The organism is Pontibacter locisalis, from assembly GCF_042684605.1.
Classification (GTDB): domain Bacteria; phylum Bacteroidota; class Bacteroidia; order Cytophagales; family Hymenobacteraceae; genus Pontibacter; species Pontibacter locisalis.
In genome coordinates this window covers 95,609-115,327 of sequence record NZ_JBHULU010000009.1, presented here as the reverse complement: position 1 = coordinate 115,327, position 19,719 = coordinate 95,609, and the positions used below count along the sequence as shown (strand labels likewise).

Genomic DNA, 19,719 nt, shown 5'->3' with positions numbered 1-19,719 from the left:
GTTTATTATTCACAAATAATCTGATCTTCGTACTCTACATTAACTCTTTTATATTTGTCCCAGCCCATTACAGGCAGCACTTCCTTATAAAAGATCATCAGTTTCCTGAATTTTGCCTCAACCCTTACCGGCTTACCAAACTCAATGGTATGGTCTCCAACCTGGGGTAAAAAAGTAATCTTGCCCTTGCCGTCGATATGCATCTGTGCAAGCTGTGCTTTCCAGAACCGGTCGTTTTCAATAAACTGCAGTAAGGAAAGATAGTCCTGTCCCGTTGAATCCTGAAAGAACTCATCATCAAGGGATTTAATCAAAGCCGATTTTGTGACTGGTATTACACGAGCGGTGTATCTGTCAGAGAGAGGAAGTGTGTGTCCCTCCACATCAATGTATACATCTTGATCTGATCGTATAAGTCTTGCAATAGGCCTGTTCTGTTTTACTTTAACATGAATGTTTCCATCGAGTCCCCGGTAAACTTCTGCATCGTTCACGAACTTATTCGCTTCAATGCGTTTCTCGAGGTTTTTGAGGTCAATAGCGCGGTTGGGTAAACCCTCTAATTTACGCTCGCCTTCGCGAGTTAAAAGGTCTCTAACTTCCCTATCCCCAATAAAGTAATTGTTGTACTCATTATCAATTTTTATTGACACTTTTTTACAGATTTTTTCATTTTGCCTAGAAGATGCAAAACCTGCAAGTGCTCCGATTGTGACAATGCTACAACCTGCAAAAATTAAAGATTTTATTTTACTATTCAAGCCCATGACGTTCTTTTTCTAAAAAATTTCTGATAGGCTTTACCAGCATGTCTATATCACCGGCTCCAACTGTAGCCAGTACATCAAAATCTCCGTTTTTGAAGAGATTTTCAATTATATTTTCTTTTGGCAATATTTCTTTTACATCACATTGCACCCGCTCCAGAATCATCTCAGAGGATACTCCTGGAATAGGCTTCTCACGTGCCGGATAAATGTCCAGCAACACCAACTCATCTGCCTTACTCAGGCTCTCTGCGAACTCTTCTGCAAAGTCTCTTGTACGGCTATAGAGATGTGGCTGAAATAGTACCTTTATCCGCTTGTTTGGGTATAGAGCACGTAGGGAGGTCATGAATGCCTCTATTTCTTTTGGATGGTGTGCGTAGTCGTCGATGTACACCTTGCCCTCCCCCTCAAAAACAAACTCAAAGCGCCTTTTCACTCCCGAAAATGTCTCAACTCCGGAAGTTATTTCTTGCTGCGGCACCTTAAGTGCCTGGGCAACAAGTATAGCCGCTAATGTATTCTCCACATTGTGGAAACCGGGCAAACCAAGCTGTAGTGATCCAATGTTACCAAAGGGACTTACAGAATCAAACTTAAACCACCGGCCATCGATGCTCAAGTTCTGAACATGCGCCTGACCTTTGTTTAAACTGTACTTGATTACGTGCACCCCTTCCTGTACTAAGTCTGTCAAAACCGGATCTGTATCCTCGTGCAAGAAGAGGTAACCACCAGGCTTAATCTGGCTAATGAACCTCTGGAAAGTACGGATCAGTTCCGCTCTGTCACCATAAATATCTAAATGATCTGGATCTGCGGAAGTTACGATTGCAATATCCGGAAACAGGGTTAGGAATGAGCGATCATACTCATCGGCCTCCACCACTATTATTTCCTTTTCAACACCTCCTTCACCAATCAACAGGTTAGAGTTCAGGTTAGTAGAAATACCACCCAAAAAAGCAGAACAATCCACTCCTGCATGGTGCAACAGATGGGTAACGATGGAAGATGTGGTTGTTTTACCATGTGTACCCGCCACTGCGACCGTGAAGGCAGCAGAGGTAATGATACCCAGTACTTGAGAACGTTTTTTTATAGTGTACCCCTTATCCTTCAGGTAAGCCCATTCGGTATGCTCTGCAGGAATAGCAGGGGTGAGCACAACCAGCGTCTGTTCCTTATTCTCCAGTATCTCTTGTGGCAGCAGATTTACATTGTCTTCATAATGCACACGTATCCCCTCCTGCTCCAGTGCTTCGCAAAGCGGCGTACGCGTTTTATCATAACCCCAAACAGGGTACCCCTTCGCGTTGAACCAGCGGGCAATGGCACTCATGCCAATACCACCAATTCCTAAGAAGTAGATATATGTATAATCTTCCAGTTTCACCTGATCAGCTTTATTAACTCATTTACAATATCTGCAGCGGCATGTGGCCTGGCCATTTTAAGAATGTTGTCACTTAATTGACGCTGCTCTTCCTCATTTTTTGCCAATTCAAGTACAGCATTCACAAGTTCCTGCTGTGCATCAATGTCACGTACAAGTACAGCTGCATGCTGCTGCACTAAGGCCATGGCATTTTTTGTCTGATGATCTTCTGCCACGTTCGGTGAAGGCACCAATATAGACGGCTTACCTGCTAATGACAATTCTGAAATTGACAAAGCGCCCGCCCTGGAAATCACCACATCAGCTACAGCATAAGCAAGGTCCATTCTCTTTATAAAGTCAAACGTCCGAACGCCTTGCCCTTTATATTTCTCTTCAATTGCAAGCGCTTCCTCATAAAACGCTTTACCTGTTTGCCAGACTAACTGGTAACCAGCTTTTGCTATGCGTTCCACACCAGCTGCTATACTTTGATTAATGGTTCTGGCACCAAGGCTGCCCCCAATAATCAATATTGTTTTTTTATTATTGTCTAAGCCAAAATGCGCCAGAGCCTCGTCCCGCTTTTTTGCGCTGTCCATAATGTCACTGCGTACAGGGTTTCCCGTTAGCACTAACTTGTCAGCAGGAAAGAACTCCTCCATATTTGGGTAGGCCACACATACTTTATTAACTCGCTTTGCAAGCAGTTTATTGGTTATGCCAGCATAAGAATTCTGCTCCTGAATAAGCGATGGCACGTTACGGGCTGTAGCCGCATACAACAGCGGACCGCTTGCATACCCTCCCACACCAACTACTGCATCAGGCTTAAAATCCTTTATGATTTTATGTGATGCCCGCACACTGGAAATAACCTTCAATGGGAAAGACAGGTTATCCATCGTCAAACGGCGCTGTATCCCACTGATCCAAAGGCCGATAATCTTGTAACCAGCTTCCGGAACACGTGTCATCTCCATCCGCCCCTTTGCCCCAACAAACAGAATTTCTGTTGCTGGATTTAAGGCTTTCAGTTGATTTGCAATGGCCACAGCAGGATAAATGTGCCCGCCGGTGCCACCACCACTGATTATTACGCGATATGGTCTTTGCTTATCAGGCATTAACAGGAGCTTTCACTGGTGTAGAAATATTTTCACCTAATGCTTCACGCTTTAACTCTTCATCACTGCGGCTCACACTAAGTATAATCCCTAGGGATATTCCTGTAAAAATCAGAGAGGTTCCTCCCATGCTCAGCAAAGGCAGCGGCAGACCTGTAATAGGACCAAGACCAACGGCTACTCCCATATTAATCATCCCCTGGATAACTAGACTAAAACTCAACCCGGCGGATAGCAGGCCGGCAAAGGCCCCATTACTCTTTTGCACCGTCACAAGTCCCCTGTACAGCAAGGCCAGGTATAAGAACAACACAGCCACCCCTCCTAACAATCCATATTCTTCCAGGATAATAGCATAAATAAAGTCCGAGTATGGGTGAGGCAATATATCTCGCTGGTCACTGTTACCCGGACCTTTGCCCACGACTCCCCCAGTAGCAATAGCAATGTAAGACTGCTCTAACTGGAAGGCAGTTTTATTCGGATCCATGAAATCTTCTACCCTGCTCACGGCTGTGTCAAGGCGCTGACCGGCAGCTAGCGCAATACCTCCTACTACTGTACCAATCAAAATAACTGAAATCAGGTACTTGAAAGGAACCCGCCCGATAAACATCAGCAACATGCATGTCAGGAAAAGCAGTACTGCCGTAGACGTGTTCGTTAGGGCAATAAGTCCACAAATTGCAACAGTCCAAACTAGCATAGGAACAAGTGTTCGCTGCCAGTTTTCAAGCTCTTTCTGTTTTTTAGAAAGCATGCTTGCCAGGTAAGAAATCAGGGCAAGCTTTGCCAGGTCAGAAGGCTGAAACGTGAGTTCGACTACCGGAATGGTTACCCAACGGCTTGCTTCATTAATATTTGAGCCAAAGAAATAAGTAATCAAAAGAAGTGGTGCCGACAGTATAAGCGCAAACAATGATAACCGGGAGTAGTAGCGATAGTGCACTTTATGAGCCACCCACATACAGGCAAGCCCCAACAGAATCAGGGACGAATGCTTGAACAGGAAGTATTCCGTATTGCCGTCTCTGTTTCTGTATGCAAGCGTACCTGTCGCAGAATAAACTACTGCCACGCTGATTAGCGAAAAGGCGAACACAATGCCCCAAAGCACTGCATCTCCTTTCAGGTTCTGCTGTAACCACTCCTTTATCATAAACCTTTGGCTAAACCGGTTATGCTTAAATTTATTTCTTCAAAACTATTTTCTCTACAGCCTCCTTAAAACGCTGTCCACGGTGCTCATAATTGTTAAACAGATCAAAGCTGGCGCATGCCGGCGATAGTAACACGACATCTCCAGGAGTTGCCAGTGAACGGCTTAGCCGCACAGCATAATCCATGGAAGTGGTTTCGGCAATGATTGGTATAACTCGTCCAAATGCCTGCTTCAGTTTCTCATTATCTTTACCCAGGCAGATCAGCACTTTTACCTTTTCCCGTGCCAGATCTACTAAAGTGCTATAGTCATTTCCCTTATCCACACCTCCGGCAATCCAGATGATGGGCTGCTTAATACCGTCCAATGCATACCAAACTGCCTCTACATTGGTAGCTTTAGAGTCATTGATATACGTTACCTCTTTCGCTACCCCCACCTGCTGCAAACGGTGCTCAGCATTTTCAAAGGTTTCCAGTGCCTGCTCAATTTGCTTGTCTTCAACCCCGAGAAGTTTAGCCACCGCAACAGCTGCCATGGTATTGTACTGGTTGTGTTTTCCGATCAGTCCAGACTTTGATGTATCAACAGTGCCTTCATAAAACTTCTCCGTCACTTTGATATGCTTATCTTCAAAGTACACTCTGACTCCTTCCGCACCTTTCAGGCTAAACGGAACCGCAGTTCCAGCAAAAGCCTCTGATTTAAATGCCTTCGCGATGTTTTCATCATCTGCATTGAACACAAAGAAGTCAGCTCCAGTCATATTCTGCGCTACCCGCAGCTTAGAGGCGGCATATTTGTCCATGCTGTACTCATACCTATCCAAGTGATCTGGGGTGATGTTAAGCAGTACAGCAACATGCGCCTTAAACTGATACATGTTATCTAACTGAAAACTACTCAGCTCCAGCACGTAGTACTCGTACTTGTTTTCAATTACTTTTTCGGCAAGACTCTCCCCAATGTTTCCTGCCAGCCCCACATTTAAACCAGCACTTTTCAGCAGGTGGTAGGTTAGAAGGGTCGTAGTAGTTTTACCATTTGTACCAGTTATGCCAATAAATTTCGCATCTGTGTACCTGCCGGCAAATTCTATTTCCGAGATAACTGCAACACCTTTTTTAATAGCCTCCTGAATGATAGGGGCTTTATCAGGGATACCTGGACTTTTAACAATCTGATCTGCATCCAGAATACGTTCAAAGGTATGCTTCCCCTCTTCAAAAGGAATAGCAGCAGTAGCCAGCTTGGCTTTATACTGCTCTTTTATCTGCCCCATATCAGAAACAAATACCTCCAGCCCCTTTGCTTGCGCCAGCAAAGCTGCTCCGACTCCACTTTCCCCTGCTCCTAGTATTGCTATTTTCATTTTTTGCCCAATTGGTTATTAGCGAAGTTTCAGTGTTGCCAATGTTAAAATGGCCAGCATGATACCCACAATCCAGAAACGCCCTACAATTTTAGACTCATGGTAGCCCAGTTTCTGGTAATGGTGGTGCAGCGGCGACATCTTAAAGATCCGTCGCCCTTCGCCATACTTCTTTTTTGTATACTTAAAATAGCTCACCTGCAGCATTACCGACAGGTTTTCTACCAAAAATATCCCGCAGAGAATTGGTATCAACAGTTCCTTACGCACGATGAGCGCAAGCACTGCAATGATACCTCCTATTGCTAAACTGCCTGTATCGCCCATAAACACCTGCGCCGGGTATGTGTTATACCACAGGAAGCCCACGCATGCCCCTACGAAGGCTAGACAAAATATAGCCAGCTCTCCTGAGTTCGGTATAAACATGATATCCAGGTAATCCGCGAAAATGGTGTTACCGGACAGGTAGGCAAAGAATGCCAGTGTCATACCTATAATAGCAGAAGTTCCTGCCGCCAGTCCATCTATTCCGTCTGTAATGTTTGCCCCATTCGAAACCGCTGTAATTACCAGGATCACAAATGGAATATACAAGTAACAGGACCAATCCTGGAATAATGGTCCTGCAAAAGAAAACAGGTTACAGTAATCCAGTTCATTGTTCTTTCGGAACGGAATGGTTGTGATCATACTATGTACATCCGTCCACCTGCTGGAAGCATTAACCGCAGAGGTGGTTCCATCAGCGAAAATGTACTGGCGCACCACTACATCATCATTAAAGTAAAGGGTGAGGCCAACAATCAAACCCAGACCTATCTGCCCCATCACCTTGAAACGGCCGGCCAACCCTTCTTTATTCTTCTTGAAAACTTTGATATAATCATCCAGAAAGCCAATCAACCCTAACCAGATGGTAGAAACCAGCATCAGGATGATGTAAATATTATCAAGACGTGCAAACAACAGTGTAGGCACCAGGATCGCCAGAATAATGATCAGGCCACCCATAGTAGGCGTTCCTTTCTTTTCAAGCTGTCCCTCCAGCCCTAAGTCGCGTATGCTCTCGCCAACCTGCTTACGCTGCAGCATTTTAATAAGCTTGCCGCCAAAAATCATCGCAATCAGCAGCGATAAAAGAGTAGCCATACCTGCCCTGAAGGAGATGTATTGAAATACACCAGCCCCGATAAAATCGAACTCACGATCCAGGTATGTAAAGAGGTGATAGAGCATTTACTTACTATTCTGTTTTCTTCGGCTTATTTTATACTATTAACTATTTTCCTAACTGCTTAAACATCTCCCGCAATACCTGTTTATCATCAAAGTCATATTTAACGCCTTTAATTTCCTGGTAAGTCTCATGTCCTTTACCGGCTATAAGAATAATATCGTTTGGCTCTGCTAGCATACAGGCAGTCTTTATTGCTTCTTTTCTATCCAGCACAGATAAGGTCTTCTTAAAATCAAGCGGCTTTACCCCTTTCTGCATATCCTCCAGAATTGCCTGTGGTTCTTCAAAACGAGGGTTATCAGAGGTAAGAATTACCTTATCACTGTACCGGCAAGCAATATCCGCCATCAACGGACGCTTAGCGGCATCCCTGTTCCCGCCGCATCCCACCAGCGTAATTACCTTTTGTGTTGGATTTCTGATCTGCTGAATTGTTGTCAGCACATTTTCCAGCGCATCTGGCGTATGAGCATAGTCAACAATGCCCGTGATTTGTGAATCAGAAACAATGTAATCAAAACGGCCCGCGGCTGAACTTAAGCTGGAAAGGACTGTCAGCGTTTCCACCGGATCTTCCTCTAAAAGTACCGCAACACCGTAAGCGCCCAGCAAGTTGTAGGCATTGAATGCGCCTATCAACTTACACCATATTTCATGGCCATCCACTTCCATGTGAAGTCCCTGAATGGTATTGTCTATGATACGCCCTTTGAATTCTACAGCCTTTCGTAAGGCGTAGTAATGAATATCGGCTTTTGTATTTTGCACCATTACGGGGCCACGCTTATCATCAGCATTTACAAGTGCAAAAGCCCCCTTCGGTAAACCGTCGAAAAACAGCTTCTTAGCTTTTATATACTCATCAAAAGTCTTGTGGTAGTCCAGGTGATCGTGCGATATATTTGTGAACACCCCCCCTTTGAACTGCACCCCAGCTACGCGCTTCTGCACCATAGCATGTGAACTGACCTCCATAAAGCAGTATGAACAGCCGGCCTTTACCATCTGTGCCAGCAACTCATTTAGCTTTACCGCATCAGGCGTAGTGTGGGTAGAAGGAATTACGTTTTCGTTTATCTGGTTCTGCACCGTTGATATCATACCTACATGATAACCCAACTCACGGAAAAGCTTGTGCAAAAGCGTAACTGAAGTGGTTTTACCATTCGTACCGGTTACCCCAACAAGGTTCAGCTTTTTGGAAGGATGTCCGTAAAAAGCAGACGCCATTTTACCTAAGGCCTCTCCAGAGTCACCAACCAGCACATATGCTATATCCTGCTGCAACACATCTGGCAGAGCTTCACATACGATAGCCGATGCGCGTGCCTCTTCAGCCTTTGGTATGTATTCATGTCCGTCAGCCTGTACTCCACGCACAGCCACAAAGGCTGTTCCTTCTTTTACTTGACGAGAATCAAACGTGATGGTATCAATGGGCACCTTTACGTCACCTTTGATGTCAAGCACTTCTACTCCTTCTAATATGTTTTGCAGCAACTGCATTAGCTTAATTCAATTGTTATTCTAGCGTTTTTTGTAATATCAGTGCCTGGTAACAGCGATTGTCTCTGCACCCGCTTTCCAACCCCTTCCACTCTTACTTTCAGATTCTGATTACCAAGTATGAATAATGCATCGCGCAATGTCATACCCTTCACATCAGGCACTTTATTGATTAAAACCGGATTTGGTTTAAAGTTTAGTGAGCGACGCTGTGGTTCGACTTTTACCCACTCTTCGTCTGACCCATTCGGGTGGTTACTGATGCCAATCTTATTGCAGATATAAGCCAGATCATCCTGGTTTCCTGCCGCTACGCCTGGCATGCTATCTTTGTTTGGCGCCACGCGTGCACGTAACGACTTATGCATTGCCAGGTCTCTGGCATAGGCTTTATCAGCCAACTCCTTAAACACCGGCGCAGCCACATCTCCCCCATACACGTTTACCCCTTTCGGACTGTCAATTATCACAATGCAGCTATACTTCGGGTTATCAGCCGGGAAATAGCCTGCAAAGGAAGTTGAATACTCCATTACATAGCGGCCGTTCTTCACCTTACGGGCTGTTCCGGTTTTGCCTGCTACTTTGTAGTCTGTGTTGTATATGTTCTTAGCTGTACCCTGTGCTACAACACCTTCCAGCATTGTTTTTAATTTCTCCAGGGTTTCGTCGGAGCAAATTTTTTCATTCAATACTCTTGTCTTAAAGGATTGTATCACCTTGTCTGACTTTCGTATCTCCTTTACAATTATAGGTTGGATTTTAACTCCGTTGTTGGCTACGGCATTGTAGAAAGCCAGCGTCTGAAGCGGCGAGAGCTTGGTTTCATACCCAATAGCCATGGAAGTAAGAGTTGTGCCGTACCAGTTCTTATCCTGCGGATGCTTCATATACGGCCGGGCCTCCCCTTCCATCTGAAACCCAAGAGTTGAGTTAAGTCCGAACTTGTTCAGGTACTCCACATAGGCCCTTTGATTACCATTGAAGTACTGCTCCATTAGTTTGGCAACGCCAATGTTAGATGACTTCTCAAAAATCTCATGCACAGCTAACTTGCCATAACCACCATGTTTTGCATCAGTCATGGTAGTATTCTTTATACGATACCTGCCATCCCCTGTATCTATGGTATCTGTCAGGCTTACCTGTGGAGCGTGCTCAAACAAGGCCATCATAGAAGCCAGTTTAAAAGTGGACCCCGGCTCTGTGCGCCCCTGGCTACCAACCGCATAGTTATAATCTTCTATGTAACCACCCTTAGTCTTACCCAAGTTAGCCATAGCTTTTATCTCGCCTGTCTTCACTTCCATCATAATGACGCAGCCATATTCAGCGTTTGTTCTTTCCAAAGCTTTATACAAGGCATTCTCAGCTACGTCCTGCAAATTGATATCAAGTGTTGTCTGAATATCATAGCCATGTTGCGGCTTTACTTCAGTACCATCATAGATAGGCTTATTACCGCCGGCAATACGTTCAAACAGTGCCTCACCGTCTGTACCTGCCAAATCATTGTTAAAGCTGTACTCAAGTCCCGCACCGTTCTTGTCTTCATTAATGAAGCCAATTGTACGCTCAGCCAGCAGGCCAAAAGGTTTAAACCGCTTCTCTACCTTCTCAAAAATCACCCCGCCTTTGTTCTTACCAGCTCTGAAGATGGGCCATTTCAGCATCATCTTCTTATCCTGGTAATTAATCTGCTCACTGTTAAGCCGGATATACCTTCTGCCTGCGTGACGGGCATTTTTTATCTTTCTCCTATAGTAATCCTCTGATTTATCACCATAGAAGCGTGACAAAAGCATTGCCAGGGAATCTACGCCAGCGTTAAACAAAGCAGCATCCGAAACAGTTGGGTCAAATGCTACACGGTAAAAAGGCAGAGAGGTAGCCAGAATACTTCCGTTATCGGAATAGATATTCCCTCTTGTGGCATAGACAGGCTGATACCGGATTCGGCGTTCCTTGGATATCTTTTTCCAACGCGCCCCTTCCATGAACTGTATGTGCACTACTTTGTACACAATAGCACATGCAAAAAGGCAGACAGCCAAAAAGGCTACCCGCACCCGGACCACTATGGACTTCTTAATATTCATCAGCCGGCACTATAACCTGGTAGGGTGGTGATGAACTCTCAACAAGGCCGAGAGGCTCTACGTTACGAGCTACCTCGGATTGCTTACTAGCCTCCATATAGTCAGACTTTAGCGTGGTATAGTCTGCACGAAGATCTTCCGTTTCTATTTTGATTTTATCAATCCTACGAATGGTCTTCTCGGCGAAGTGGGTATTACCGATATAGAAGAGGGTAATAAGGGTAAGGTACAATATATAAGGCAAGTACTTTAGCGGCACCCCTTCTTCGAACAACGCATCAACGTTGGTATACTTATCTAATATTTTAAACAGGCTGAAGCCTTTTTTCTTAGGCTTCTCAGACTTCTGCTCTGGCTTCATGCGCACCGAGTTTACCCCCGATGTGCCTGCTTGCTTAGTCATAACGTTAGAAGCCATAGTATTTACTGTTATTTACAGGCTATTTTCTAGCCCAGCATTCAATCATCTTATTTCCTTTTCTCTGCTATCCTGAGTTTAGCACTTCTGGAGCGGCTGTTTTCAAGTAGTTCCTGCTCTGATGGTACAATCGGTTTTCTGGTTACTGCCTCAAGAGGCTTTATTTCATTACCGTAAAGGTCCTTTTCTACTTCTCCGAAGAATTTACCTTTTGCTATGAAATTCTTCACCAGTCTGTCCTCAAGAGAATGGTATGAAATCACCACTAACCTACCCCCTGGCTTCAGAACCTCCGCCGCTTGCTCCAGCATCTCTTCGAGCGCCTTCATCTCATCATTCACTTCTATGCGAAGCGCCTGAAATACCTGCGCCAGGTATTTATTCTCTTTCCCTTTTGGTGTGCAGGAGCTGATAGCCTTCTTAAAATCACCAATGGATTGAAAAGCACCCCTCGCCCGTTTTTCCACTATTGTCCGGGCTAAAGTCTTGGCATTTTTCACCTCTCCATAGATCCCGAAAATCCTGTGCAGTTGCTCTTCCGAATAAGTCTCCAGCACCTCTTCGGCAGTCATCCCGGTCTCGGCATTCATCCGCATATCAAGCGGCCCCTCAAAGCGGGTAGAGAAACCCCTCTCCGGCACATCGAACTGATGGGATGAAACTCCCAGATCTGCCAATATACCATCCACTTCTTTAACGCGGTAGAGGCGCAGATACTTCTTCAGATCTCTGAAGTTTGCCCGAACAAATTGAAAGTTAGGACTATCAATTTTCTTCGACTGCTCCTCTGCGTCCTTGTCCTGGTCAAAACTGTAAAGCTTACCGGTTGTAAGCTTACTCACGATGGAAGCAGAATGTCCGCCACCCCCAAAGGTCACATCAACATAAATGCCATCCGGTTTGATATCCAATGCATCAACCGATTCCTCAAACAAGACTGGACGATGGTATTCCATTAAATCAATGGCTCTTCTGCCGGTTTATCACCCAAAAACTTTTGAGCTAGTTGTGAGAAATTCTGCTGATCCTTTATCAGGAACTCTTCATACTGATCCGGATTCCAGATTTCAACACGGTTACCCAACCCCACTACAATTGCCTCTTTCTCTAGCGAGGCAAAACGCGCCATCGTTTTTGGCACAATGAACCGGCCTGCTCCGTCTAATTCTATCTCCGTGTTGCCACGAAAGAAGTTACGCTGAAAGTGACGGTACTCCTCATTAAACTCATTTAAGCCTGCTACCTTATCATAAATCACCTTCCACTCTGCTTTAGGGTACAAAACCAAACAAGGCTCAAACCCCCGCATCAGCACCACATGATTGCCAGAAGCCTCCGGCAAGTTTGATTTTATCTTTGCAGGTAAAACCAATCTTCCCTTTGGGTCAATCTTGCATTCATACTCGCCAGAGAGGAAGTTCATAACAATAGCAGTTTGGTCCGTATGGTATTCGGACTTTACAAATGTAGCGATTCAGTGATTTCTCACAACCACTATCTACCACTTTTTACCACTTTGTGGATAAATTATGGTTATCCACCCCACTTATCCACATTATCCACACCACTAACGCTATATATTGGGTATAAGTTTTTTTGCAATGCTCTCTATTTTTCTCTAAAATACGACCCACCAAACAATTAAATGCTTGAAATACAACACTTTATCTTCAATGATATAGTATATATAGTATTTTATATAGATTCCCACAGGCAAAGTGGGATAAAGTGGAAGATGTGGAGCAAAGTGGAAGGTTTATCCATAACGAGTGGACATAAAGCAAAAAGGGGAGCCTGAAACAGGCTCCCCTTTTTGCTTTTAACGCATTTAATATCAGAACTTGAAACCGATATGAAAACCCAACGCCAACACTGGTGTTCCGCTGGTATAGTAAAAGTAATCTATCCTTCCGCCAGCCACACCATTTCGTAAAATATTAAAGTCATTCTCCAGGTAGCCGTTAAATCCAAAATCATTACTTTTGATATGGATGACAGAACCATCTACTGTGCCAGTATCTTCCGCATCAGAATTTATCTCAGCTCTGTATCTAACCCCAGGTCCGCCGCCGACTCTGAATATCACAGATTCGTTGTTAATCATATCAATGCTTCCTTCTAACGTAGCCATCAGAAAGGTATTCTGCACAGAGTAAATTTCTTTAAGATCGTCGTACCGGAAAGCTGAAAGCAACCCAACGTTCATCCCTACTGTTATATTTTTTGTAAAGTAGTGGCTCAATTTGTTACTAAACATCAGACCCTGACTATCGTAGTCTGACAGCCATACAAAGCTGACCCCAGCCTTCAACGATGTCGGATCCCTTTGTGCCGAAGCTGTAGAAATGGTAGCAAGAAACAAAAACAAGGAAAGCAGGAGGATGTGGAAAGGTAATTTCATAGTAAGCTCATAAGGGTGTTAAAGTGCACAAAGGACATATTTGTAAATCAGAAAGCAGTGCAGATTCTATCTCATCCCTATACTCTAAGCACCTAAAATTGTTACACCATTTACTTCAAAAGTTATATTTGCTCCATGGCATCAGAAAGCACTCTCAAAGAGACGACATAAGAACCTATCATGCCTGACCGGAAAGACTAACGTTGACTAACCTTTTGCCTTATAAAGCTGCCACCAAGGCAGGTACGGCTTATCATGGTGTTCATAGTGATAACCAAAGAAATAGCAGGAAATAAAGGCCCAAAGGTGATTTTTATCCTGCGTAGAGGATCTATGTAGATTATCCGGCTCATGTTCACCTTTGTGCGGTAAATAAGTACCAAAATAGAATAACTGGAAAGTGGCCAGTATAGCTGGCACCATCCAAAATAGAATCACGTTTTCCAGCGGAAAAAGAAGTTGCAGCACGTTATACGTGATGGCCATTAGTAAAATTTGCCACCAGGTGATGTAGTTTCTGAGAAAGCTTAAGTACCATGGCCAAAAGGAGCCATGATGGTAATCAGGATCCTGCTCTGTGGCAACATGCCGATGATGTTGGTGATGCTTTGGCAACAACCTTGGATACCAGTTATAAGCAAAAAGAAAAGCAGCAACAGCACCTATCACCTTGTTTAGCTTTGGTCTGCCCGGAGCAACTACGCCATGCATGGCGTCATGCGCTGTTATAAATAAACCGGTATATAAATGCGTTTGCAATAACACGAATACCCAGGTAAGAGGGGAGCTAAAATCTACAGCGTAAGAAGTCAGCAGGAAAGCGAGAAGACCAAGCCAGCTAAAAATTATTACAGCTGCTATAGCTATACCGCGGTTATCGAAATGTGTTGCTATGGCCATTAACTCTACTTCTTATAGATCAGGATTACTGCACAAACTACGCTCACTTTATACTTTAAACTACAATTCGCTACTCCTGATTCATAAATTTTCGTTTAGCAAAGCTTCTCTCACCTCCTCCATCAGCCACATGGGCGTTGAAGTGGCTCCACAAATACCCACAGAATCTCCTGGATTAAACCACTCCGGATGCAGTTCCTCCACTTTTGAAACAAAATGCGTATCAGGATTAGTGTCTTTACATACCTGGTACAACACCTTTCCGTTGGAGGATTTTGTGCCAGAAACGAAGACAATCTTATTGTACTTTGCAGCGAAGAGGCGTAATTCCTTATCCCGGTTAGACACTTGCCGGCAGATGGTATCATTCGCATTAACTTCAAAACCACGTTCCTCGAGAGCTCCTTTTATCCGATAAAAATTATCAGTGCTTTTCGTAGTCTGGCTATAGAGCGTTATATGCTGAGGCAATTTATGCTTTAGCAGTTCTTCCATATTCTCGAAAACTACCGCCTCATTATTTGTCTGCCCTAAAAGACCTAAAACCTCCGCATGTCCATGCTTGCCATAGATAAAGATCTTATCCTCTTTATCGTAAGAAGTCTTTATTCTGTTTTGCAGCTTCAAAACTACAGGGCAGGAGGCATCTACTAGTGTAAGGTTGTTATTAAGAGCAGTCTGATAGGTTTCAGGAGGTTCTCCGTGTGCCCGTATGAGCACAGCTTCGTTTCGAAGCTCCCGTAGCTGCTGATGGTCAATAATGCGAAGGCCCCGCTTCTGCAGCCGCTCTACCTCAACATCATTATGCACTATATCACCCAAGCAGTACAAATACCCTTGCTCATCCAGCAGGTCCTCTGCCATCTGAATGGCATACACTACCCCGAAGCAGAAGCCGGAATTAGGATCAATAGTTACACTTAGGCTTTTCATACTCATTATACAACCAAGGCCTTATATTGTTTAACTGCTTTACGTTGCCGCAGCCCTTCATATACGGATATAGTAATCAGCAGCATCAGCATAGAATACATCGTGTCTTCCACGGGTATAGATACTATACGTAAACCCAGGTTAAAATTGTCATTGTACCAGACAATAGGCAAATAAGTCAAGACTCCGTTCACTAAAAGAAAAGGAACAAGATGCACAAGGTAAGCTAAGTAAAAGCGACCAAGATACCGGGTATCGAAGTACCGCAGATGCACCAGATGAACAACAGCCAGAGCAATGAAAGTTATAGAAGTATATAGCCTGGTTATATTAAAAACAGCAATCAAGGGCAAGATAAGTATAAGTGCAACTGCAATTACTTTTGCATAAGGATGCAAAATATCTTTCCTGATATAGGCATTTAATACGTCATAAATAAAGACACAGGCATAGGGTACTGTGATAAAAAAAAGGATTTCCTCAAGCGGAAGGTTTAAAATGTATATTCCGGTTAAATATTCCTTATTAAAACCCCAGACTCCTGCCTCTGTAAACAAAGCATCCCAGGCAATAAACAAAGCTGCATTGACAAGTATGGCCGGCCACAAAGCGGACCAACTTTTATAGAATGCTACCTTCTTATCAAAAGAAAGAAGCAATGGGAACAGAATGGTAAAAATATTCAGGTACAGGTAGATATACATCTTTTTTTATGAGCAAAGAAGGGATAAATGCGTAGAAAGTTAAAAGCTTACTTATACCTATTGTATGTTAGAGCGATTAAATCCTGATTTCCAACAACTCTCTTCTTTCTGCAGGAGAACAATGTTCCTCAGACAGTAAAAAATCACGCATAGTCCGCGCCATCACTGTGGACAAACCTGATCTGGGGTGCTGTTTTAAACCAGTTATTATAACTTCTTTGTCCTCCTCCAGATGTTCGCTTAAATTCAGATAGCGGGGCACATAGTACTCTACTGTAAAGCGAAGAAAACGAATCTCCGGGTGCTGTTCATCCATTCCCACAGCATCCTCAAAAATACTGGCTGCAGTTTTCAGGTGCTTTAGTTTAGAATATGGATTCCAGACATATTTAGCCATAACAGCTTCAGATGCAGCCTTGTAAGCCAATACAACCGGATCATCTTCCCGATAGGCACTCATTTTAGCATGAAACCGCACCCCGGCGTTCTCATCTTTACTTGCCTCCAGGTATTCCTTCCTCAGGTCTGGTAGTTTATAGCTTCTTGCATTGTCTGCTAAAACAGCACTAAGAGAAAATGACAGGAGTAATAGGGTAACAAATTTAATCATCAGATAACGTTAAGTCGGTACTTGAGGTATGAGCTTAGCAAAAGGGCTAGCTTCGTATTATCAGGTACTCTTACGCGTTCTTTAAGGATGTGGGTTGCTGGCAGCCCCTGTATCTTCCGGAAAAGCTTCAGATAATAGACATATGCCAGATAAACTCCCATACGAGCAGAGCGTGGAAGTGCCATAATGCCAACATAAGCATTCTTGAAGTCTTTCATGATATCAGCCTCTATCTCAGCTTTGCTGACATTGTTAAACTTTTGGTACTCCACCTTCGGGAAATACACCCTGCCCCGGTCTTTATAATCGCTTTTCATGTCGCGCAGAAAATTTACCTTCTGAAAGGCGGCACCAAGACTGCAAGCAGGTTTCTTCAGCCGATCAAACTGCTCCTTATCTCCATCACAGAAGACTTTCAGGCACATTAAACCAACCACTTCTGCAGACCCATAGATATATTCTTCATAAAGAGCATGATCATACTGATGATCATCCAGATCCATCTCCATACTCTTTAGAAACGCTTCGATATATTCCTTGTCAATGTCATACTTATTGACCACACATTGAAAAGCATGAAGCACCGGATTCAGGCTTATTCCGGACTCTATTGCCTCGAATGTCTGCAGTTTAAAGTCCTGCAGAAGCTTTCTTTTATCAAAATCGTGAAAGGTATCTACAATTTCGTCGGCGCACCGAACAAAGCCATAGATGGCATAGATGGGAGAGTGAAGCTTTTTATCCAGGGTTTTGATGCCTAGTGTAAATGAAGTACTATAAGCTTCGGTAATTACTTTGCTACATTGCAAACAGGTGTCCTTAAAAAGCTCCATGCATGATTTTGGTTTAGGGTACTTTAAACTTTAACTGCAACCGGCGCTACAAACTCCTTCTCTACCTCCTTTGCTACCACCTGCCCCGAAATAAGGGATGGAGGTACGCCTGGCCCGGGAACTGTCAACTGTCCCGTGTAATAAAGGTTCTTCACCTTTTTGCTCTTAAGGCTTGGCTTCAGCAAAGCTGTCTGCATCAGGGTGTTTGCCATTCCATAGGCGTTTCCCTTAAAAGCATTGTAATCGCTTATAAAATCAGCATGCGCATAGCTGCGCTTATATATAATAGAACTACGTATATCCTGACCAGTTAGTCGTTCTAATCTATCCATCACAGTATTAAAATATTTCTCACGCACTGCTTCTGAATCCTGTAAGCCCGGCGCTACTGGTATGAGCACAAACAGGTTTTCACACCCTTCAGGTGCAACAGAAGGATCTGTTACAGATGGAGCCGATACATAGAAAAGTGGTTTGGATGGCCAGTTCGGCTCTGTATAAATTTCATGGGCATGAGGTCTGAAATCTTCATCAAAGAACAGGTTGTGGTGCTTCAAGTTCTGAAGCCGCTTGTTCACCCCCAGGTAGAACAACAATGAGGAGGGTGCCATTACCCGGCTTTCCCAATATGAATCCGAATAGCTTTGGCAGGATTTAGAAAGCAACTCTTTCTCTACGTGATGGTAATCCGCACTAGCTACTATTACATCGGCTTCAAAAACATTTGTTGAAGAAAGCAGCTGGGTAGCCACTCCGTTTTTCACTTCAATGCGCTGTACATCCTGCTCATAAAGAAGCTTAACCCCCTTTTCTTCAGCCAGCTTTACCATACCCTCCACTATTTTATACATCCCCCCCATTGGATACCAAGTCCCAAGCTTGATGTCTGCGTAATTCATTAAGCTATAAAGAGCGGGGGTATTTTGGGGAAGTGCGCCAAGGAAGAGAATAGGAAACTCCATGAGCTTTATTAACTTCTCATTTGAGAAGAACCGGCGAACATGCTGATGAAACGACTGAAAAATGTCCATTCTCATCACATCACGCAACAAGCTTAAACTCATGAACTCTGTAATGGAGCGTCCTGGCTTGTAAACCAGCTGCTTCATTCCGACTTCGTATTTATATGCAGCCTGTTCTAAAAATTTATCTAACTGATGAGCACTTCCTTTTTCAAGTTGTTCAAAAAGAATTCGCATCTCATCCAGGGAGGCCGGAACATCCATGAAATCATTCTCCCCAAACACAACAGTGTAAGAAGGATCAAGACGCTTTAAATCGTAATAGTCAGCTGTACTTTTGCCAAACCTATTAAAGTATGATTCAAAAACATCTGGCATCCAATACCAACTAGGGCCCATATCAAACGTGAAGCCTTGCGTAGCAAAGCTCCTTGCACGCCCGCCGGGAGTACTGTTCTTCTCCAGCACAGTCACATCAAACCCTTTATCGGCAAGGGTGGTGGCTGCCGACAGCCCCGAGAAGCCTGAACCTATAACAATTACTTTAGTTTGCGCCATACAGACAAGTGCAGTTCCTGGATTTTATGTTAAGCGTCTTGCCTGTATACTTTCAACACACTTTTAAGCTCTTTACGAGCAATGTGTATCCTGTTTTTTACTGTTCCAATAGGGATTTTAAGCTTTTCAGCGATCTCTAAGTATTTATACCCGACATAGTACATCATGAAAGGGGTACGATGTTCCTCGCTCAAACCGGCAATAGCTTTATTTATATCGTTCATGACGAAAGTTGCTGTGCCTTTGTTTTGCGTGACATAGTTTTCATCCGTGTTCAGGTACTGGAGATACTCTGAACTATCGATGTTACTGCTACGCTTTGTAATCTTGTTATAGTTGTTAATGAAGGTATTGCGCATAATTGTATAAAGCCATGCCTTCAAGTTAGTACCTGACTTAAACTTCTCCCGGTTGGTGAGAGCTTTCAACATAGTTTCCTGCACAAGGTCTTTGGCATCGTCTACATCGCGTGTCAGGTTCATAGCCACTGGCCTCAAGGACTGAGCTACGTTTTGAACCAGGTTATTGAATTCCAGAGCAGTCATTTTGTTTATCTTTTAAGTGGTAACTATAAACAAATATACGCTTATAATTTAAAAAAGACCTATTCTGTCTAATTTATTTTTAATTATTTTAAACAGTTTTAGACAAACAACAGCTCAGCACGTGCGTATGTACATATTTTAGTTGCGAATAGCTATAAACAAAAAGCCCCCTGCCGTTACCAAACAAACGATAACAACAGGGGG

19 protein-coding genes are annotated in these 19,719 nt (G+C 43.7%); all 19 read right to left on the bottom strand.

Translation table 11 applies throughout. The annotated features are described in order from the left end of the window. Window positions 1-5 precede the first annotated feature (5 nt). The 19 genes from ACFSRY_RS06190 to ACFSRY_RS06100 all read right to left on the bottom strand — a co-directional run bounded on the left by ACFSRY_RS06190 (window position 6) and on the right by ACFSRY_RS06100 (window position 19,515). Window positions 6-653, bottom strand: a complete 648-nt coding sequence (locus tag ACFSRY_RS06190; protein ID WP_377504128.1) for a cell division protein FtsQ/DivIB — start codon at window positions 651-653, stop codon at window positions 6-8. A 100-nt stretch (window positions 654-753) separates the two neighbouring features. After that, window positions 754-2,163, bottom strand: coding sequence for a UDP-N-acetylmuramate--L-alanine ligase (gene murC / locus ACFSRY_RS06185; protein WP_377504126.1), 1,410 nt, complete (start codon window positions 2,161-2,163; stop codon window positions 754-756). After that, complete coding sequence (gene murG, locus ACFSRY_RS06180; RefSeq protein WP_377504124.1) at window positions 2,160-3,272, bottom strand: undecaprenyldiphospho-muramoylpentapeptide beta-N-acetylglucosaminyltransferase; 1,113 nt, start codon at window positions 3,270-3,272, stop codon at window positions 2,160-2,162. The genes murC and murG overlap by 4 nt, the downstream gene beginning before the upstream one ends. Further along, window positions 3,265-4,431, bottom strand: a complete 1,167-nt coding sequence (locus ACFSRY_RS06175; RefSeq protein ID WP_377504122.1) for an FtsW/RodA/SpoVE family cell cycle protein — start codon at window positions 4,429-4,431, stop codon at window positions 3,265-3,267. Before ACFSRY_RS06175 ends, murG begins: the two co-directional genes overlap by 8 nt. Window positions 4,432-4,462: 31 nt before the next feature. Further along, the gene (murD, locus tag ACFSRY_RS06170) at window positions 4,463-5,806 is read right to left on the bottom strand and encodes a UDP-N-acetylmuramoyl-L-alanine--D-glutamate ligase (protein WP_377504120.1); all 1,344 of its coding nucleotides are present in this window, start codon (window positions 5,804-5,806) and stop codon (window positions 4,463-4,465) included. 18 nt (window positions 5,807-5,824) lie between these two features. After that, window positions 5,825-7,045: a phospho-N-acetylmuramoyl-pentapeptide-transferase gene (mraY, locus tag ACFSRY_RS06165; protein ID WP_377504118.1), complete on the bottom strand. Its 1,221-nt coding sequence runs from the start codon at window positions 7,043-7,045 to the stop codon at window positions 5,825-5,827. A 43-nt stretch (window positions 7,046-7,088) separates the two neighbouring features. Then, window positions 7,089-8,552 carry a UDP-N-acetylmuramoyl-L-alanyl-D-glutamate--2,6-diaminopimelate ligase gene (locus ACFSRY_RS06160; RefSeq protein WP_377504116.1) on the bottom strand — a complete coding sequence of 488 codons (1,464 nt, stop codon included), beginning with the start codon at window positions 8,550-8,552 and terminating at the stop codon, window positions 7,089-7,091. Then, complete coding sequence (locus ACFSRY_RS06155) at window positions 8,552-10,651, bottom strand: penicillin-binding protein (protein ID WP_377504114.1); 2,100 nt, start codon at window positions 10,649-10,651, stop codon at window positions 8,552-8,554. The genes ACFSRY_RS06160 and ACFSRY_RS06155 overlap by 1 nt, the downstream gene beginning before the upstream one ends. Next, window positions 10,641-11,069 carry an FtsL-like putative cell division protein gene (locus ACFSRY_RS06150; protein WP_377504112.1) on the bottom strand — a complete coding sequence of 143 codons (429 nt, stop codon included), beginning with the start codon at window positions 11,067-11,069 and terminating at the stop codon, window positions 10,641-10,643. The genes ACFSRY_RS06155 and ACFSRY_RS06150 overlap by 11 nt, the downstream gene beginning before the upstream one ends. Before the next feature lie 50 nt (window positions 11,070-11,119). After that, a complete protein-coding gene (rsmH, locus tag ACFSRY_RS06145; RefSeq protein WP_377504110.1) occupies window positions 11,120-12,025 on the bottom strand; it encodes a 16S rRNA (cytosine(1402)-N(4))-methyltransferase RsmH in 906 nt (301 codons plus the stop codon). Then, window positions 12,025-12,492 (bottom strand): division/cell wall cluster transcriptional repressor MraZ, encoded by a 468-nt coding sequence (mraZ, locus tag ACFSRY_RS06140; protein WP_377504107.1) that lies wholly within the window; start codon window positions 12,490-12,492, stop codon window positions 12,025-12,027. Before mraZ ends, rsmH begins: the two co-directional genes overlap by 1 nt. 411 nt (window positions 12,493-12,903) lie before the next feature. Continuing rightward, window positions 12,904-13,470, bottom strand: coding sequence for a hypothetical protein (locus ACFSRY_RS06135; protein WP_377504105.1), 567 nt, complete (start codon window positions 13,468-13,470; stop codon window positions 12,904-12,906). Between the two features lie 207 nt (window positions 13,471-13,677). Further along, the gene (locus ACFSRY_RS06130; RefSeq protein WP_377504103.1) at window positions 13,678-14,370 is read right to left on the bottom strand and encodes a fatty acid desaturase; all 693 of its coding nucleotides are present in this window, start codon (window positions 14,368-14,370) and stop codon (window positions 13,678-13,680) included. Between the two features lie 81 nt (window positions 14,371-14,451). Further along, window positions 14,452-15,303, bottom strand: a complete 852-nt coding sequence (locus ACFSRY_RS06125) for a 4-hydroxy-3-methylbut-2-enyl diphosphate reductase (protein WP_377504101.1) — start codon at window positions 15,301-15,303, stop codon at window positions 14,452-14,454. Window positions 15,304-15,308: 5 nt separating this feature from the next. Then, window positions 15,309-16,007: a lycopene cyclase domain-containing protein gene (locus ACFSRY_RS06120; RefSeq protein ID WP_377504099.1), complete on the bottom strand. Its 699-nt coding sequence runs from the start codon at window positions 16,005-16,007 to the stop codon at window positions 15,309-15,311. A 76-nt stretch (window positions 16,008-16,083) separates the two neighbouring features. Next, the gene (locus ACFSRY_RS06115) at window positions 16,084-16,617 is read right to left on the bottom strand and encodes a hypothetical protein (protein ID WP_377504097.1); all 534 of its coding nucleotides are present in this window, start codon (window positions 16,615-16,617) and stop codon (window positions 16,084-16,086) included. Further along, window positions 16,617-17,450 carry a phytoene/squalene synthase family protein gene (locus ACFSRY_RS06110; RefSeq protein ID WP_377504095.1) on the bottom strand — a complete coding sequence of 278 codons (834 nt, stop codon included), beginning with the start codon at window positions 17,448-17,450 and terminating at the stop codon, window positions 16,617-16,619. Before ACFSRY_RS06110 ends, ACFSRY_RS06115 begins: the two co-directional genes overlap by 1 nt. Before the next feature lie 23 nt (window positions 17,451-17,473). After that, complete coding sequence (locus ACFSRY_RS06105; RefSeq protein WP_377504093.1) at window positions 17,474-18,970, bottom strand: phytoene desaturase family protein; 1,497 nt, start codon at window positions 18,968-18,970, stop codon at window positions 17,474-17,476. 29 nt (window positions 18,971-18,999) lie between these two features. Further along, on the bottom strand, window positions 19,000-19,515 hold the full coding sequence (locus ACFSRY_RS06100) for an RNA polymerase sigma factor (protein WP_377504091.1): 516 nt from the start codon (window positions 19,513-19,515) through the stop codon (window positions 19,000-19,002). Between the last annotated feature and the right edge of the window lie 204 nt (window positions 19,516-19,719).

Bases quoted from the DNA above. Each gene is read 5' to 3' on its own strand.
- ACFSRY_RS06125 (WP_377504101.1), bottom strand. From the start codon at position 15,303: ATGAAAAGCCTAAGTGTAACTATTGATCCTAATTCCGGCTTCTGCTTC.
- ACFSRY_RS06150 (WP_377504112.1), bottom strand. From the start codon at position 11,069: ATGGCTTCTAACGTTATGACTAAGCAAGCAGGCACATCGGGGGTAAAC.
- mraY (WP_377504118.1), bottom strand. From the start codon at position 7,045: ATGCTCTATCACCTCTTTACATACCTGGATCGTGAGTTCGATTTTATC.
- ACFSRY_RS06135 (WP_377504105.1), bottom strand. From the start codon at position 13,470: ATGAAATTACCTTTCCACATCCTCCTGCTTTCCTTGTTTTTGTTTCTT.
- ACFSRY_RS06105 (WP_377504093.1), bottom strand. From the start codon at position 18,970: ATGGCGCAAACTAAAGTAATTGTTATAGGTTCAGGCTTCTCGGGGCTG.
- ACFSRY_RS06155 (WP_377504114.1), bottom strand. From the start codon at position 10,651: ATGAATATTAAGAAGTCCATAGTGGTCCGGGTGCGGGTAGCCTTTTTG.
- ACFSRY_RS06120 (WP_377504099.1), bottom strand. From the start codon at position 16,007: ATGTATATCTACCTGTACCTGAATATTTTTACCATTCTGTTCCCATTG.
- rsmH (WP_377504110.1), bottom strand. From the start codon at position 12,025: ATGGAATACCATCGTCCAGTCTTGTTTGAGGAATCGGTTGATGCATTG.
- ACFSRY_RS06100 (WP_377504091.1), bottom strand. From the start codon at position 19,515: ATGACTGCTCTGGAATTCAATAACCTGGTTCAAAACGTAGCTCAGTCC.
- ACFSRY_RS06130 (WP_377504103.1), bottom strand. From the start codon at position 14,370: ATGGCCATAGCAACACATTTCGATAACCGCGGTATAGCTATAGCAGCT.
- ACFSRY_RS06115 (WP_377504097.1), bottom strand. From the start codon at position 16,617: ATGATTAAATTTGTTACCCTATTACTCCTGTCATTTTCTCTTAGTGCT.
- ACFSRY_RS06160 (WP_377504116.1), bottom strand. From the start codon at position 8,552: ATGCAGTTGCTGCAAAACATATTAGAAGGAGTAGAAGTGCTTGACATC.
- murD (WP_377504120.1), bottom strand. From the start codon at position 5,806: ATGAAAATAGCAATACTAGGAGCAGGGGAAAGTGGAGTCGGAGCAGCT.
- ACFSRY_RS06110 (WP_377504095.1), bottom strand. From the start codon at position 17,450: ATGGAGCTTTTTAAGGACACCTGTTTGCAATGTAGCAAAGTAATTACC.
- ACFSRY_RS06175 (WP_377504122.1), bottom strand. From the start codon at position 4,431: ATGATAAAGGAGTGGTTACAGCAGAACCTGAAAGGAGATGCAGTGCTT.
- mraZ (WP_377504107.1), bottom strand. From the start codon at position 12,492: ATGAACTTCCTCTCTGGCGAGTATGAATGCAAGATTGACCCAAAGGGA.
- murG (WP_377504124.1), bottom strand. From the start codon at position 3,272: ATGCCTGATAAGCAAAGACCATATCGCGTAATAATCAGTGGTGGTGGC.